This window comes from Reyranella sp. (assembly GCF_965229815.1).
Lineage (GTDB): Bacteria > Pseudomonadota > Alphaproteobacteria > Reyranellales > Reyranellaceae > Reyranella.
Genome location: NZ_CBDDJN010000006.1, coordinates 2,885,875 through 2,900,067 on the forward strand (window position 1 = coordinate 2,885,875; position 14,193 = coordinate 2,900,067).

General features: G+C 68.7%; 12 protein-coding genes and 1 pseudogene. 5 read left to right on the forward strand and 8 right to left on the reverse strand.

The window, feature by feature from the left end; genetic code table 11:
- Positions 1 to 145 precede the first annotated feature (145 nt).
- The 3 genes from ACO073_RS25230 to ACO073_RS25240 are packed head-to-tail and all read right to left on the reverse strand — an operon-like array spanning position 146 to position 2,434.
- Positions 146 to 811, reverse strand: coding sequence for a hypothetical protein (locus tag ACO073_RS25230; RefSeq protein WP_422001372.1), 666 nt, complete (start codon positions 809 to 811; stop codon positions 146 to 148).
- The gene (locus ACO073_RS25235; protein WP_422001374.1) at positions 808 to 1,575 is read right to left on the reverse strand and encodes an SDR family NAD(P)-dependent oxidoreductase; all 768 of its coding nucleotides are present in this window, start codon (positions 1,573 to 1,575) and stop codon (positions 808 to 810) included. Before ACO073_RS25235 ends, ACO073_RS25230 begins: the two co-directional genes overlap by 4 nt.
- A gap of 7 nt (positions 1,576 to 1,582) precedes the next feature.
- The gene (locus ACO073_RS25240) at positions 1,583 to 2,434 is read right to left on the reverse strand and encodes an aldose 1-epimerase (protein ID WP_422001376.1); all 852 of its coding nucleotides are present in this window, start codon (positions 2,432 to 2,434) and stop codon (positions 1,583 to 1,585) included.
- A gap of 159 nt (positions 2,435 to 2,593) precedes the next feature.
- Between ACO073_RS25240 and ACO073_RS25245 the strand changes: the two genes are divergently transcribed.
- From ACO073_RS25245 to ACO073_RS25265, 5 genes are all read left to right on the forward strand, one after another.
- Complete coding sequence (locus ACO073_RS25245) at positions 2,594 to 3,382, forward strand: HpcH/HpaI aldolase family protein (protein WP_422001378.1); 789 nt, start codon at positions 2,594 to 2,596, stop codon at positions 3,380 to 3,382.
- Positions 3,383 to 3,384: 2 nt separating this feature from the next.
- Entirely contained in the window at positions 3,385 to 4,566 is a 1,182-nt protein-coding gene (locus ACO073_RS25250) for an amidohydrolase family protein (protein ID WP_422001380.1), read from the forward strand.
- A gap of 13 nt (positions 4,567 to 4,579) precedes the next feature.
- Positions 4,580 to 6,115 carry an ABC-F family ATP-binding cassette domain-containing protein gene (locus ACO073_RS25255; protein WP_422001382.1) on the forward strand — a complete coding sequence of 512 codons (1,536 nt, stop codon included), beginning with the start codon at positions 4,580 to 4,582 and terminating at the stop codon, positions 6,113 to 6,115.
- 609 nt (positions 6,116 to 6,724) lie between these two features.
- Positions 6,725 to 7,303: a UbiX family flavin prenyltransferase gene (locus ACO073_RS25260; protein ID WP_422002210.1), complete on the forward strand. Its 579-nt coding sequence runs from the start codon at positions 6,725 to 6,727 to the stop codon at positions 7,301 to 7,303.
- Positions 7,300 to 8,313: an LLM class flavin-dependent oxidoreductase gene (locus ACO073_RS25265; RefSeq protein WP_422001384.1), complete on the forward strand. Its 1,014-nt coding sequence runs from the start codon at positions 7,300 to 7,302 to the stop codon at positions 8,311 to 8,313. Before ACO073_RS25260 ends, ACO073_RS25265 begins: the two co-directional genes overlap by 4 nt.
- Positions 8,314 to 8,322: 9 nt before the next feature.
- Here ACO073_RS25265 and ACO073_RS25270 read toward each other — a convergent pair whose 3' ends face one another.
- The 5 genes and pseudogenes from ACO073_RS25270 to ACO073_RS25290 form a co-directional block, all read right to left on the reverse strand.
- Complete coding sequence (locus tag ACO073_RS25270) at positions 8,323 to 9,066, reverse strand: ABC transporter permease (protein ID WP_422002211.1); 744 nt, start codon at positions 9,064 to 9,066, stop codon at positions 8,323 to 8,325.
- A 54-nt stretch (positions 9,067 to 9,120) separates the two neighbouring features.
- A pseudogene (locus ACO073_RS25275) lies at positions 9,121 to 9,886 on the reverse strand (ABC transporter ATP-binding protein); the annotation flags it as partial.
- Between the two features lie 139 nt (positions 9,887 to 10,025).
- Positions 10,026 to 11,039, reverse strand: coding sequence for an ABC transporter substrate-binding protein (locus tag ACO073_RS25280; RefSeq protein ID WP_422001386.1), 1,014 nt, complete (start codon positions 11,037 to 11,039; stop codon positions 10,026 to 10,028).
- 102 nt (positions 11,040 to 11,141) lie between these two features.
- Positions 11,142 to 12,941, reverse strand: coding sequence for a glucan ABC transporter ATP-binding protein/ permease (locus tag ACO073_RS25285; RefSeq protein ID WP_422001388.1), 1,800 nt, complete (start codon positions 12,939 to 12,941; stop codon positions 11,142 to 11,144).
- 30 nt (positions 12,942 to 12,971) lie between these two features.
- A complete protein-coding gene (locus ACO073_RS25290; RefSeq protein ID WP_422001390.1) occupies positions 12,972 to 14,150 on the reverse strand; it encodes a M20 aminoacylase family protein in 1,179 nt (392 codons plus the stop codon).
- Between the last annotated feature and the right edge of the window lie 43 nt (positions 14,151 to 14,193).

Sequence of the window (14,193 nt, forward strand, 5' to 3'; positions counted from 1 at the left end):
GGAGTGCCGAACGTTGCAGAGGTGTCATTACCGGCAAAGAGAATGTTCCCGTCGACGATCAGGATCGTGAAATCACATCCGGTCGCCGTGCAATGACATCGGGAAAAATCAATGCACGGATTGTACCAGCCGGCGCCCGCAGCCTTCAGTTGCGTCGCTGGCGCAGCGCGTCGACGATGGCGACGAGGCGATGTCCCTGCGGGGTCGCCGGGTCGAGGAGCTGGTCGCGCGGGGTCGTCTCGGCCAGACGGCTCAGCTCCATCAGGGCGCGCACATGCTGCCGGCGCGTCAGGCGATGCTGGCTCGAACGGTGTCGGAAGAACAGACGGAACATCTGTCCCTCGCCCATCAGGTAGCCGAGCTCGGTGGCCGTCACGTAGATCAGGAAGCAGGTGAAGATCCAGATCTGGATCGCCGCGAAGCGATGCCATGTGAAATCATTCAGCGCCGCCTCGAAGGCCTGCGCGAAGCCGCGGTCGTCGAGCGCGATGCGGATGAGCCGCTCGACCAGGCGCACGATCAGCACAACCAGCGAATAGAAGATCGTCTTGTAGAGGATCGGCTGGATCAGCGGCGCGCCACGGAAGCGGTCGATCACCCTGATCTTGTTGGCGACCAGCACCGCCTTGCCCACGATCAGGCCCGTCGTGGTCGCCAGCAGGAAGCCCGAGAGGGTGAACCAGTAGTCGTGGATCAGAAGGTTGGTCGTGAACACGATCAGGTTGAACGCGATCAGGAAGTAGAGCGTCGGCGGCAGGACCTCCGCCACCAGATGGCCGAAACCGTGCACGATCCGCCGTCCGATGCTCACATCCGCCCCCCGTCGACGACGAAATTCTGCGCCGTCACCAGCCGGCTGTCGTCGGCGGCCAGCCACAGGACCATGCGGGCGATGTCCGGCGGGTAGAGCTTCTCCTTCAGGCACTGGACCTTCATCAGGTCGGCCTCGCCCTCCGGCGTCAGCCAGAGATCGATCTGTCGCTGCGTCATGATCCAGCCCGGGGTCACGATGTTGAGGCGGATGCCGTCGCCGCCGAGGTCGCGGGCGAGGCCGCGCGTCATGCCGACCACCGCCGCCTTCGCCGCCTCGTAGACCGACAGGCGGGGCGCCATGGCGTGGTAGCTCACCGAGCTGAAGTTGACGATCGAGCCGCCGCCTGCCGCCTTCATCCCGGGCACCACGGCCTGGATGGCGAAGTACTGATGACGCAGGTTGACTGCGATCCGCTCGTCCCAGAAGTCGGGCGTGACGTCGGCGATCAGGTGGCGGTCGTCGCGCGCGGCATTGTTGACCAGCACGGTGAAGGGCCCCAGCCGGCCCGCGAGCTCGGCGATCGTCGCCTGGTAGGCGGCCACGTCGCGCACGTCGCAGCGTTTGAACGCCGGGGCCGGAAGGCCGGCTGCGGCCATCCTGTCGACGAGCGCCATCGAGGCAATCTCGTCGATGTCGACGAAGGCGACGCGCGCGCCCTGCCCGGCGAAGTGCTCGACGATCGACGCGCCGATGCCCGAACCGCCGCCGGACACCAGCACCGCACGGTCTTTCAGGCTGGGATAGGTGGCGAAGGCGTTCATGGCTTCCTCACAGCGACGAAAGGCGGAAGACGATGGTACCGGCCAGCGTGGCGCCGGCCGCGAGCAGGGCGCCGGCGACCTGGCCGTTGGCATGGCTCGCCGGCTCGACGCAGAAGTATGAACGATCGGCCGGGGTGTAGACCACGGCATGCCGGAACGGTGCCGACGCCTCGATCGCCAGCCGCAGCCGCCGGCCCGGCCAGGTGATGGCCGCATGGCCGTCCCAGCCCGCGAAGCAGTTGTCGATGCCGAGCTCGACGGCCCGCGACTCGGCAAAGTTCCACGCGGGAGGAACCGCGACCTGCTCCGTCGGCAGCACCTCGGCATCGGCCAGCCAAACGGCCTCCGCGCGGAAGGCAAGCGTCGTATCTTCATCGCGCCGGAAGAACGGGTGGAGACCCAGGCCCGCCGGCACCGGCCGATCCTCCAGATTGTCGATGGCGAGCCGCAGGCTGAGCGCCGTCGGGTCGAGCCGCACGGACTGGTGTGCCCGGTAGCGGAACGGCCAGCCCGCGCTGCCGTCATGATCGAGCACCAGCTCGGCCGAGGTCTCATCCGCGCGCGCGACCTGCCAGGCGCATGCCCAGCCGTCGCCGTGCATCGGATGACGGACGCCTGGCCAGTTGCAGGGCAGATGATAGGCCTTTCCGTCAACCCGGAGATCTCCGTTGGCGATCCGGTTGGAGAAGGGCACCAGCGGAAAGCAGGGCGATTCCCGGCCGGCCTCGCGCTGGAGGGCCGCTGCCGGCATCGGCCGCAGGATGTCGCGGCCATCGAGGTGGAACCGCACGATCGAGCCGCCGGCCCGGGGCGCGAGGTCGACCCCGAGAGAGCCAGCGCGAAGCGACAGGAGCGTCATGCGATGCCTCTAGCGGCAACCGGACGGGCATGCCAGCCCCGCTCCCGACGCCTTGCCGCCCAAGCGCCTCCCTGCCCCGCGCGACAAGGCATGGCCTCTCCGTAGCGCACTCCCTATGATCCGGCGCCCTGGCTTATCATCAACAAAGGAAACGCCGTCATGAACGCAGGAAACCCACTGAAAAAGCGCCTCAAGGAAGGCAAGGCCGTCGTCAACGCGTGGCTCGCCATCCCCAGCGGCTTCTCGGCGGAGACCATGGCGCAATGCGGCTGGGACAGCGTGACGGTCGACATGCAGCACGGCGTGCAGGACTACCATTCGATGGTCGCCTGCTTCCAGGCGATGGACAAGTATCCGGTGACGCCGCTGGTGCGCGTGCCGTGGAACGAGCCCGGCATTGTCGGCAAGGTCCTCGACGGCGGCGCCTGGGGCATCATCTGCCCGATGGTGAACAACGTCGCCGAGGCCAAGGCGCTGGTGTCCTACGCGCTCTATCCGCCCAAGGGCAAGCGCAGCAACGGACCGATCCGTGCCGGCGCCTACGGCTCGGCCACGCCCTACCAGGCGACGGCCAATGACGAAGTTCTGGTCATCCCGATGATCGAGACCCAGGAGGCGATCGACAATATCGACGCCATCCTCGACGTGCCCGGCATCAGCGGCATCTATGTCGGCCCGTCCGACCTCGGCCTGTCGCTCGGCCTGGTGCCCAAGCTCGACCGCGACGAGCCGCAGGTCCTGGCGATCTACGACAAGCTGGCGGCGGCAGTGAAGAAGCGCGGCCAGTTCGCCGGCATCCACAACGCCACGGCGAGCTACGCCGCCAAGATGATCGGCAAGGGCTTCCAGTTCGTCACCATCGCCAACGATTCCGGCCTGATGGCCATGGCCGCCCGCGCCGCCGTCGCCCAGACCCGCAAGGAAGCGGGCGCGGTCGCCGACAAGTAGGCGTGCGCTTCGCCAACGCCACGCTGGCCGACGGCAGCCGGCACGACGTCGAGGTCGCGGACGGGCGGATCACCGCCCTCCCCGCCGCCTCGGGCCGGCCGGCCGCCGGCGACGACATCGACCTCGGCGGCGCCCTCCTCCTGCCGCCGCTGGTCGACGGCCACATCCATCTCGACAAGACGCTGCTCGGCCTGCCGTGGGTGCCCAACCAGTCGGTCGGCAACCGGGTCGCCGACCGCATCGAGGCCGAGCGCCGCGTGCGGGCGGCGCGCACGGTGCCGGAATCGGAAACCGGCGCCAACCTGGTGCGGCAGGTCGTGGCCCGCGGCACGCTGCACATGCGGAGCCACGTCGACATCGACAGCCAGCTGGGGCTGCGCAACCTGCACGAGATACTGAAGGTCCGCGAGCGGTTCGCCGGCCTCGTCACGATCCAGATCGTGGCCTTCCCGCAAAGCGGCATCCTGCGCTCGCCGGGCACCGCCGAGCTGCTGGACGCGGCCATCGCCGAGGGCGCCGACCTGCTGGGCGGCCTCGACCCGGTCGGCATCGATGGCGACCTCGACGGCCATCTCGACGCGCTGTTCGCCATCGCCACCCGTCGTGGAGTCGGCATCGACCTTCACCTGCACGACGGCGGCGAAGGCGGCATCGCCCAGATGGTCGCCATCGCCGAGCGCACGCGCGCCGCCGGCCTCGCCGGCAAGGTCGCGATCAGCCATGCCTTCGCCCTGGGATCCGTCCCCCTCGATCGGGCGGCGCGGACGGCCGATCTCCTTGCCGAGGCCGGAATCGCCATCATGAGCCACGGCCCGGGCGGCGCCACGATCCCGCCGCTCACGCTGCTGCACGAGCATGGCGTGCGAGTCTTCGGCGGCTCCGACAATATCCGCGACGCCTGGTCGCCGTTCGGCAACGGCGACATGCTGGAACGCGCCATGATGATCGGCTACCGCGCCAGCTTCCGCCACGACGCGGAGCTCGCCTTCGCCCTGGACATGGTGACGAATGCGGCCGCGTCGGTGCTCGGCGTCGCGCCCTATGGGATCGTCCCTGGCGGGCCGGCCGACTTCGTCGTCGTCGAGGCCGAGACCGTGGCCGAGGCCGTCGCCGCCCGGCCAACCCGGAAGCTGGTCGTGAAAGCCGGTCGCGTCGTCGCGCGGGATGGCGTACTGGTCCCCTGAATCGGGGGTTGCCATGGCGCCGCGTCAGGCCGTGCTCGGGATGGAGCGGGCCGCCTTCTTCTACGGGTCGAAGCCGGTCTTCCGCGGCATCACCTTCCTGCTCGACGGGGCGCGCACCGCCCTGGTCGGCGAGAACGGCACCGGCAAGTCGACCCTGCTGAAGTGCCTGACCGGCGAGCTCGAACTCAATGGCGGCAAGGTCGTACGCTCGCGCGGCCTCCGGCTGGGCAGCGTGCCGCAGGACGTGCCGCCGGGCCTCGCGGACCGGACCGTGCGCGACGTCCTGCAGCACTCGCTGGCCCGCGTCGGCCTCGATGACGACTGGTGGCGCATCGACGTGCTCCTGGACGAGATCGGCGTCGAGGCGGCCATCCTCGACCGCGCCTTCGGCGACCTGTCCGGCGGCTGGCAGCGGCTGCTGCTGATCGCGGCCGCGGCGCGGCTGGAAGAGCCCGACATCCTGATCCTCGACGAGCCGACCAACCATCTCGACCTCGCCAACATCGCCACGCTGGAGCGCTGGCTCACGGTCGACTTCCCCGTGCCGATGCTGATCGTGAGCCACGACCGCGCCTTCCTGAACCGGGTCACCGAGCGCACGCTGTTCCTGCGCAGCGACGGCATGCACGCCTTCAAGACCAGCTTCAGCCTCGCCCGCGAGGAGCTGCTGCAGCGCGACGCGACCGCCGCCGCGCGGGCCCGGCTGGAGGAGCGCGAGATCAAGCGCCTCGAGCAGGCCGCCGCGCGCTACAAGGTCTGGGCGGTCAAGAATCCCGACCTCAACAAGCGCAAGAACGCCGTCGAGACCCGCATCGCCCGCATCGAGAAGGATCGCACCCAGACCTATGTGGCGCGCGAGCGACGGCTGGAGCTCGGGGACGGCGACATCGATGCGCGGGTGGCGCTGCGCCTGGCCGGCCTCACGGTGACGGCCCCGGGAAGCGACCGGAAGCTGATCGCCATCGACCGGCTGGCGGTCGCGGCCGGCGACCGGATTGCCCTGCTCGGCGTCAACGGCGCCGGCAAGTCGACGCTGCTGTCGGCGCTGGCGCGCGCCTTCGATCCCGAGCTCGAGCACTACGACAGCCTGTCGCCGGTGCGCTTCAACCCGGGCTGCCGCCTGGTCTACTTCGACCAGACCATGCGCGACCTGCCGCTCGACACGTCGCTGCTGGACTACGTGCTGGAGGCGCCGGGCATCACCGAGAAGGACGCCATCCGCCAGCTCGCCGGCGCGGGCTTTCCCTTCGCCAAGACGCCCGAGCCGATCTCGATCCTGAGCCACGGCGAGCGGGCGCGCCTGGTGTTCCTCAAGATGAAGCTGCTGCGTCCCAACTTCTACCTGCTCGACGAGCCGACCAACCATCTCGACATCGAGGGCCAGGAGGATCTCGAGGCGCAGCTCGAGCAGGGCGAGGTGTCGTGCCTGTTCGTCAGCCACGACCGCTACTTCACGCGCACGGTCGCGACGCGTTTCCTCGAGATCCGCAAGGGCCGGCTGGTCGAGGTCGAGGATCCCGAGTCCTTCTTCGAGGGCCAGGCGGCGTAGCGGCATTGAGCGGCACGGGGCCCATCGCTGAAGCGGGACGAATTGGTCGTCTCATTGCTGGGGGCGCGCCACTCCGAGCTTGTGAAGCTATCGGAGCACGCCCGAGCAGCGACAATCGGGTTCCTCTCTCCCTGACGGGCAGGGCTATCGCATTTGATCAATTTCTCCGTCATCCCGAGTGGAGCCGCCCGAAGGGCGGCGAAGTCGAGGGACCCTTTTTTCGAGTTGCTTCCGCAAGAACAGGTCCCTCCGCTCCGCCTCCCTTCGGCTACGCTCAGGGCAGGCGCTACGCTCGGCTTCGGTCGGGATGACGGGGTCTTGCAGTCATATGCGATAGCCCTGCCCGCCAGGGGGAGAGGAGCATGAGGAAGATGCGTTCTTTCGCTGCCCGGGCGGCACGCCGCTCCGATACCTCACATACTCTCCGCGGCGCCCCGATGGCTTCAAAACCTCTCTGCCGCACTCGAGGATTGTCGACAAGAAGACGCGCCGCGGAGTGGCACGCCCCCAGCAAGATGGGGATTGATCTGAGGTCATGGCGCTTTAGTTTGGCTGGCAATTCGACCGGGAAGGAACGAGTCCTTGGCTGAGCATCCGCCCGTCCGGCGCATGATCGTCGGCATCACCGGCGCCTCGGGCACGGCCTACGGGATCTGCGTGCTGCAGGCCCTGCGAGCGCTCGGCGTGGAGACCCACCTGGTCGTCTCCAAGGCCGGCGACCAGACGCGCGCCCTCGAGACCGATCTCTCCGCCGAGGCGCTGCGGGCACTCGCCGACAAGGTCCATGCGCCGGGGGACATCGGCGCGGCGATCGCCAGCGGATCGTTCCAGACCATGGGCATGATCGTCGCCCCCTGCTCCGTTCGCACGCTGGGCGAGATCGCCACCGGCGTGACCTCGACCCTCATCTCGCGCGCCGCCGACGTCTGCCTGAAGGAGCGCCGCCGGCTCGTCCTGATGTTCCGCGAAACGCCGCTCCATGCCGGCCATCTCCGCAGCATGCTGGCCGTCACCGAGATGGGCGCCATCGTGGCGCCGCCGCTGCCGGCCTTCTATGCCCGGCCCCGCACGGTCGACGACATCGTCACGCATTCCGTCGCGCGGGCGCTGGACCTGTTCGGGCTCGATACCGGGACCTTTCCCCGCTGGCGCGACGCGGCCCCCCGACGTCGCAAGCGAACGGAGTGACCGCCACGATGGACCTGCCGCTCGACGACCGTCTGCAGCTCGGCGTGCAGACCATCCACCGCCGCACGGAGCCGGCCACGGCGCCCTGGCTGCCGACCATCGACGAGATGGCGGAGCTGGTCGGCCTGGTCGACCGCTGCTTCTACGATTCGATGTGGGTCGGCGATCACGTGGCCTTCACGATCGCCATCTTCGACCCGCTGCTGCAGCTGGCGCAGGCCGCCGTCGTCAGCCGGCGCCTCACCTTCGGCACCGGCGTCTACCTGCTGCCGCTGCGCCATCCGACCCCGGTCGCCAAGCAGGTCGCCACCCTCGACCACCTGACCGAAGGCCGGTTCATCTTCGGTGTCGGCGTCGGCGGCGAGTTCCCCAAGGAGTACGAGGCCTGCGGCGTGCCGATCGGCGAGCGCGGCGCGCGCCTGAGCGAAAGCGTCGCTGTCCTGCGCGCACTCTGGACGGGCGAGCCGGTCTCGCATGCCGGCCGGTTCTTCACCTTCGAGGGGGTCCGGATGCTGCCGCCGACGCGGCGGCCCGGCGGACCGCCGATCTGGGCCGGCGGCCGTACCGACGCCGCCCTGCGGCGGGTCGCCCGCCGGCTCGACGGCTGGATGTCCTATGTCGTCACCCCCGAGATGTTCCGCGACGGGCTGGCGAAGATCGCGACGGCCGCCGCCGAGGCCGGCCGGGTTTTCGAGCGCGGCTTCGGCACGTCGCACCTCCTGTTCACGCGGATCGACGACAGCTACGAGAAGGCGCTCGACGCCGCGACCGTGTCGCTCAGCCAGCGCTACGCGATGGACTTCCGCAAGGCCGCCCAGCGCTACTGCGCGCTCGGCACGCCGCAGCAGGTGGCCGAGACCGTCCAGCGCTTCCACGCGGCGGGCGCCCGCCACATCGTCCTCGACTTCGTCGGGCCCTACGAGGAGCGCGACCGCCAGATCGAGCGCTTCGCCGCCGAGGCGATGCCGCTGCTGGCGGACCTGCGCGGACCGCGCCAGCCGGGAGCGTGATAACCTAGACTAGCTGACGATCTCGCCGCGGAAGGCCCAGCGGGTCATGCGCTTCTCGACCATGGCACAGACCGCGTACATCAGCACGCCCATGATGGCGATCGCAAACAGGCCGGCGAAGGTCGTGGGCGCATCGTTGCGGGCGCTGGCCGACAGCATCAGGAAGCCGATGCCGTTGTTGCCGCCCACCGTCTCGGCGATCACCGAGCCGATGAAGGCGAGCGTGATCGCGACCTTCAGGCTGGCGAACAGGTAGGGCATGGCGCGCGGGATGCCGACCTTGGTCAGGATCTCGGTCCGCGAGGCGCCGAGGCTGCGCAGCACGTCGCGCATCTCGGGCTCGATGGTGGCGAGCCCGGTCGCGACGTTGACCACGATCGGGAAGAAGCTGATGACGAAGGCGGTGATGACCGCGGGCAGCGAGCCAACGCCGACCCAGATCATCAGGATCGGCACCAGCGCCACCTTGGGGATGGCGTTGAAGGCGATCAGCAGGGGATAGAGGCCGGAGTAGATGAAGGGCGAGGCGCCGATCGCCAGGCCGAGCAGGAAGCCCGCCGGCGATCGGCCAGCAGGAAGCCCCACCACCGTCGTCCACAGCGTGTCGAAGCAGTAGGCCATCAGGATGTCGAAGCGGGCGACGAACACGGCGAAGACGCGGGTCGGCCGCGGCAGGATGATCTCCGGGATGTCGAAGACGATGCAGGCCAGCTCCCAGACGATCAGCAACCCGGCCAGGAACAGCCAGGGCATCGCGTGCTTCAGTATCTCGCGCTGCAGGCCCGTCCACGGCGCGTGCTCCTGGTGGATGCGGTCGCGCAGCTCGTGGACGATGTCGACGAAATGCGGCTCGAAGGTCGTGGCCAGCGTGCGCGGCCGCGGGATGTCGATCCGGCGCGTGAGCACGATGCGGCCCGGCCGCCGGCTCATGACGTAGACCGTGTCGGCGAGGAAAACCGCCTCGCGCAGGTCGTGCGTCACCAGCACGCCGGTGAACCGCTTCTCCATCCACAACGCCTGCATGACGCCCCACAGCTCCTCGCGGGTGAAGGCGTCGAGCGCGCCGAACGGCTCGTCCAGCATCAGGAGCTCGGGCTCGTGGATCAGCGCGCGGCAGAGGTTGGAGCGCTGCTGCATGCCGCACGAGAGCTGCCACGGGAAGCGCCGCGCGAAGTCGGTCAGGCCGACCGTCTCCAGGAGCGCCATCGCCCGCTGCTCGTACTGGGCGCGGTGGCGGCGGAAGCGCCGCTTGTGCGGCTCGACCACCTCCATGGGCAGCAGGATGTTGTCCATGGTGGTGCGCCACGGCATCAGCGTCGGGGTTCTGGAAGGCCATGCCGACACCCTTGATCGGGCCGGTCACCTTCTGGCCGGCGACCCGCACCTCGCCCGAGGAGGGCGGCAGCAGGCCGGTGACCAGCTTCATGATGGTCGACTTGCCGCAGCCCGACGGCCCGACGACGGCGATGAACTCGCCCTTGTCGATGCCGAACGTGGCATCGGCCAGCGCGAGCGTCGTTTCCTTGCCCAGACGATAGGTGAGGCTGACGCCCTGGAGGTCGACGAAGGCCATCTAGTTCGACGTCATGCTCCTCTCCCCCGCGAGGGGGAGAGGAAGGGTGAGGGGGTTGCGCACGATCCTCGAAGCCCCCTCACCTGACCTCTCCCCCGGAGGGGGAGAGGAACATGAAGGGAGCGACAGATGTCACGACCTACTTCGTGACCATGCGGTCGGCCTTGGGCGGCAGGTACTTGTCGGTGAAGACCTTGTCCGGCGCCGGCGGCGTCTGCAGGCCGAAGGCCTCCGACACGAGCTTGACCGACTTGGCGAAGCGCTCCGGCTGGACGTCACCCATGCCGTTGGCCTTGACGTAGGGCGTCAGCACGTTGGTCTGCAGCGAAAGTTGCAGGCGCTCGAGCTCGAGCGCCTCATCGATCAGCGGATCGCGCTTCTTGGCCGCGGCGATGCCGACCTTGTTGTCGGCGATGACGTCCTTCCAGCCCTTCAGCGTCGCACGGATGAAGCCCTTCACCGCCTTCTCGTCCTTGGCCATGTCGGGCGAGATCACGATGCCGTTGCCGTAGACGTCCATGCCGTAGTCGACGTAGCGCATGGCGACGATGTCGTCGAACTTCACGCCGCGCGCCTTGAGGTCGAGCATCGACGAGAAGTAGTGGCCGGAGATGAAATCGACCGTCCCCTGCACCAGGCTCTGCTCACGCAGCTGCGGCGTCAGGTTGACGTGCTCCCACTTGGTGATGCCGTTGATCTTGGCGAAGGCCGGGAACAGGCGGAAGGAGGCGTCGAAGACCGGGGCGCCGAGCTTCTTGCCCTCGAGGTCCTTGGGCCCCTTGATGCCGCTCTTCTTCAGCGCATAGACGCCGAAGGGCGCGAAATCGTAGGCCATGAAGACGCACATGACCTCCTTGCCGGGGTTCTTGGCGTTGTACTCGATGGTGGCGTTCACGTCGGCGAAGCCGATCTGGTAGGCGCCGGTGGCGACGCGCTGGACCGCGCCGGCCGAGCCCTGGCCGGGATCCATGGTGACGTCGAGACCCTCGGCCTTGTAGTAGCCCTTCTCGAGCGCCACGAGGAAAGGCGAGGTCGGGCCCTGGAAGACCCAGTCGAGGGTGAACTTGATCGGCGTCTGCGCGGCGGCCGGCAGGCTCCCCAGCGCCAGGGCGACGGCCGCCGCCCCGCCCAGCCATTTGGCGAATTTGCTCATGATTGCCCTGTCCCTTCGAGAGGTTCCCCGTGCCGCGACTCTTAGGCGGACGCATCGGCGCCGCCAAGGGGGGATCAGGCAGATTCTATGCCACGGTTCGCGTCAGCCTTCCGCCGTCGCCTGGACGGCGGCGAAGGCCGGCCGGGCGTCCTCGATGCCCGCCTGCTGGGTGGCAACCAGCCGCGCGAACGCGCCGCCGCGCGCCATCAGCTCCTGGTAGCTGCCCTGCTCGGCGATGCGGCCGTGCTCGAACACGACCACCAGGTCGGCGTCACGGATGGTCGACAGCCGGTGGGCGATCACGAAGGTCGTGCGCCCCTGCATCAGGATCTTTAGCGCCTTCTGGATTCGCGCCTCGGTCACCGAATCGAGAGCGCTGGTCGCTTCGTCCAGGATCAGGATCGGCGGGTCCTTGAGCAGCGCCCGCGCGATCGCCAGCCGCTGGCGCTCGCCGCCGGACAGCGTCATGCCGCGCTCGCCCACCATGGTGTCGTAGCCGCCGGGCTGCCGCATGATGAACTCGTGCGCCTCCGCCAGCCGGGCCGCCTCCTCGAGCTCAGCCTGCGTCGCCTCCGGCTTGCCGATGCGGAGGTTGTCGGCGATCGAGCGGAAGAACATCGTGCTGTCCTGGAAGACGACGCCGATGTTGCGGCGGAGCGATTCGAGCCGGATGTCGCGATGGTCGACGCCGTCGACGCGGATCACGCCCGACTGCGGATCCCACATGCGGTGCAGCAGCGACAGCGCCGTGCTCTTGCCGGCACCGGTCGGGCCGACGAAGGCGACGGTCGTCCCCGCCGGAACGTTCAGCGAGAAGTGGACGAGCGCCGGCCGCTTGCCGTCGTAGGAGAAGTTGACGTCCTCGAAGGAGACGTCGCCGCGCGCCCGGCCGATGTCGCGGCCCGCGGGATTGTCGGGCACGGTCGACTGTGAATCGAGGACGCGGAAGAAGTCCGCCAGTGCCGGCATCTGGAAGAAGACGCGGCTGACGAAACCGGAGGCCTGGTCCATGCGGCTTATCAGCAGGGTGGCGAAGCCCATGAAGCTCACGATCTCGCCGACGCTGGCCTCGCCGCGGGTATAGAGCCAGGTGCCCAGGACGAAGATCAGGATGACGGTGACGGTGGACGCCGCCCGCGTCAGGACCGTGAGGAAGGCCCACCAGTTCAGCACCGGGTACTGGGCCGCCAGTGTCTCGCGGATGATGCGGTGCATCTCCCCCGTCTCGACGGCGAGGCGCACGAAGCTCTGGATGAGATGGATGTTGCCCAGCGCGTCTCCGGCCCGGCTGGCCAGCTCGCTGTGGCGGTCCTCGACCGCCTGCTGCAGGCGGTCGGTCCGGCCGACCACCCAGGCATTGGTGACGGCAAAGAAGATGATCAGGACGATCAGCAGCAGGCCGAGCCGCCAGTTCATGAACATGCTGAGCGGCAGCATGACGAACAGGGCGACGAAGGTCGCGAGGTTCTCGCGGAAGAAGGACAGCCAGATGCCGAACAGGTGGTCGACGCCGGTCAGCATCACCTTCAGCAGTCGTCCCGAGTGCTGGGCGTGGTGGAAGGCGAAGGGCAGCACCAGCACGTGCTCGAAGAAGGTGGCCATGGCGCCCAGGCGGCGGCGGTGCGCCATCCGGTCGGCCTGCAGCGAAACCACGATGTTGGCCAGGATTCCGCCGAGGCCGACAACCGTCCACAGGATCAGCAGCTGCTTGGCCTGGTCCCAGAGCTCGACGTTGGTCTTGTCCCTGGCGTTCGCCAGCAGGTCGACGACCTTGCCGAACAGGACCGGCTCGTAGAACTGCAGGCCCGCCACCGCGATGTTGGCGAGCGCCAGGCCGATCGCCATCCAGCGCTCGGCCCGCAGCAATCCGATGACCCGGCCATAGACTCGGAGGAATTCCATCGGACGGCCGCAGCGGGCTCCCGGCGGTCGCTACCGCGCCGCCTGTTCGCCGAGGAACGACTCGACGGTGCGGACGAAGAAGCTGATGCCGAACGGGATGGCGAGATCGTTGAAGTCGTAGCGCGGGTTGTGGAGGCTCACCGCTTCCGGCCCGCCGCCGTTGCCCAGCATGACCATGGCGCCGGGCACCTGCTCCAGCATGTAGGAGAAGTCCTCGGCGCCCATGCTCGGGCGGGCGTCGTCGCGCACCGCATGGTCGCCGCAGACGCCCGCCGCCACGCCCAGCGCGAAGCGCGTGCGCTCGGCGTCGTTGACGGTCGGCGGATAGCCCGGCCGATGCTCGACCTCGATCTTGACGCCGTGCATCTGCTCGGCGCCGCGGCAGATCTCGTCGATGCGACGCTCGACCAGCGCGCGGTTGGCCGGGGTCGTGGTCCGCGTCGTGCCGCCGATATGCACGTCGGCCGGAATGACGTTGTAGGCCGATCCCGCCTTGAAGAAGCCGACGGTCACCACCGCCGCGTCGTGCGGGTCGATGTTGCGGCTGACGATGCTCTGCAGCGCCAGCACGATGTTGGCGCCGACGACCATCGGATCGACGGCGAGATGGGGATGCGCGGCGTGGCCGCCCTTGCCGGTGATGCGGATGTCCCAGCGATCGGCCGCCGCGAGCAACGGGCCGGGCCGGCTGACGATATGGCCGAGCGGCACGCCGGGCTTGTTGTGGATGGCGAACACGGCGTCGCACGGGAATTTCTCGAACAGCCCGTCGCGGATCATCTCGCGGGCGCCGCCGCCGCCCTCCTCGGCCGGCTGGAAGATCAGGTGGACGGCGCCCTCGAAGTCGCACTTCTCGCTCAGCACCTTGGCCGCGCCCAGGAGCATCGCCGTGTGGCCGTCATGGCCGCAGGCGTGCATGCGGCCGGCATTCTGCGAGCGGTGCTCGAATTCGTTGTGCTCGTCCATCGGCAGGCAATCCATGTCGGCGCGCAGGCCGATGGATTTCAACGAATTGCCCTTGCGCAGAGTTCCGACCACGCCGGTCTTGCCCAGGCCCCGCGTGACCTCGTAGCCCCATTCGGCGAGCCTCGAGGCGACGATGTCGGAGGTCCGCGTCTCCTCGTAGGCGAGCTCGGGATGGGCATGGATGTCTCGGCGGATGGCGGCGATCTCTCCCTGGATCTCGAGGGCGCGCGGCAGGACAGGCATTCGGTACTCCGGTTGGAACGGCCCGCATCTTAGCCCAAAGTGA

Excerpts from the sequence above, each read along its gene's own strand:
- ACO073_RS25245 (WP_422001378.1), top strand. The coding sequence starts at position 2,594 with ATGAACGCAGGAAACCCACTGAAAAAGCGCCTCAAGGAAGGCAAGGCC.
- ACO073_RS25255 (WP_422001382.1), top strand. The coding sequence starts at position 4,580 with ATGGCGCCGCGTCAGGCCGTGCTCGGGATGGAGCGGGCCGCCTTCTTC.
- ACO073_RS25260 (WP_422002210.1), top strand. The coding sequence starts at position 6,725 with ATGATCGTCGGCATCACCGGCGCCTCGGGCACGGCCTACGGGATCTGC.
- ACO073_RS25290 (WP_422001390.1), bottom strand. The coding sequence starts at position 14,150 with ATGCCTGTCCTGCCGCGCGCCCTCGAGATCCAGGGAGAGATCGCCGCC.
- ACO073_RS25280 (WP_422001386.1), bottom strand. The coding sequence starts at position 11,039 with ATGAGCAAATTCGCCAAATGGCTGGGCGGGGCGGCGGCCGTCGCCCTG.
- ACO073_RS25285 (WP_422001388.1), bottom strand. The coding sequence starts at position 12,941 with ATGGAATTCCTCCGAGTCTATGGCCGGGTCATCGGATTGCTGCGGGCC.
- ACO073_RS25270 (WP_422002211.1), bottom strand. The coding sequence starts at position 9,066 with ATGCCCTGGCTGTTCCTGGCCGGGTTGCTGATCGTCTGGGAGCTGGCC.
- ACO073_RS25240 (WP_422001376.1), bottom strand. The coding sequence starts at position 2,434 with ATGACGCTCCTGTCGCTTCGCGCTGGCTCTCTCGGGGTCGACCTCGCG.
- ACO073_RS25235 (WP_422001374.1), bottom strand. The coding sequence starts at position 1,575 with ATGAACGCCTTCGCCACCTATCCCAGCCTGAAAGACCGTGCGGTGCTG.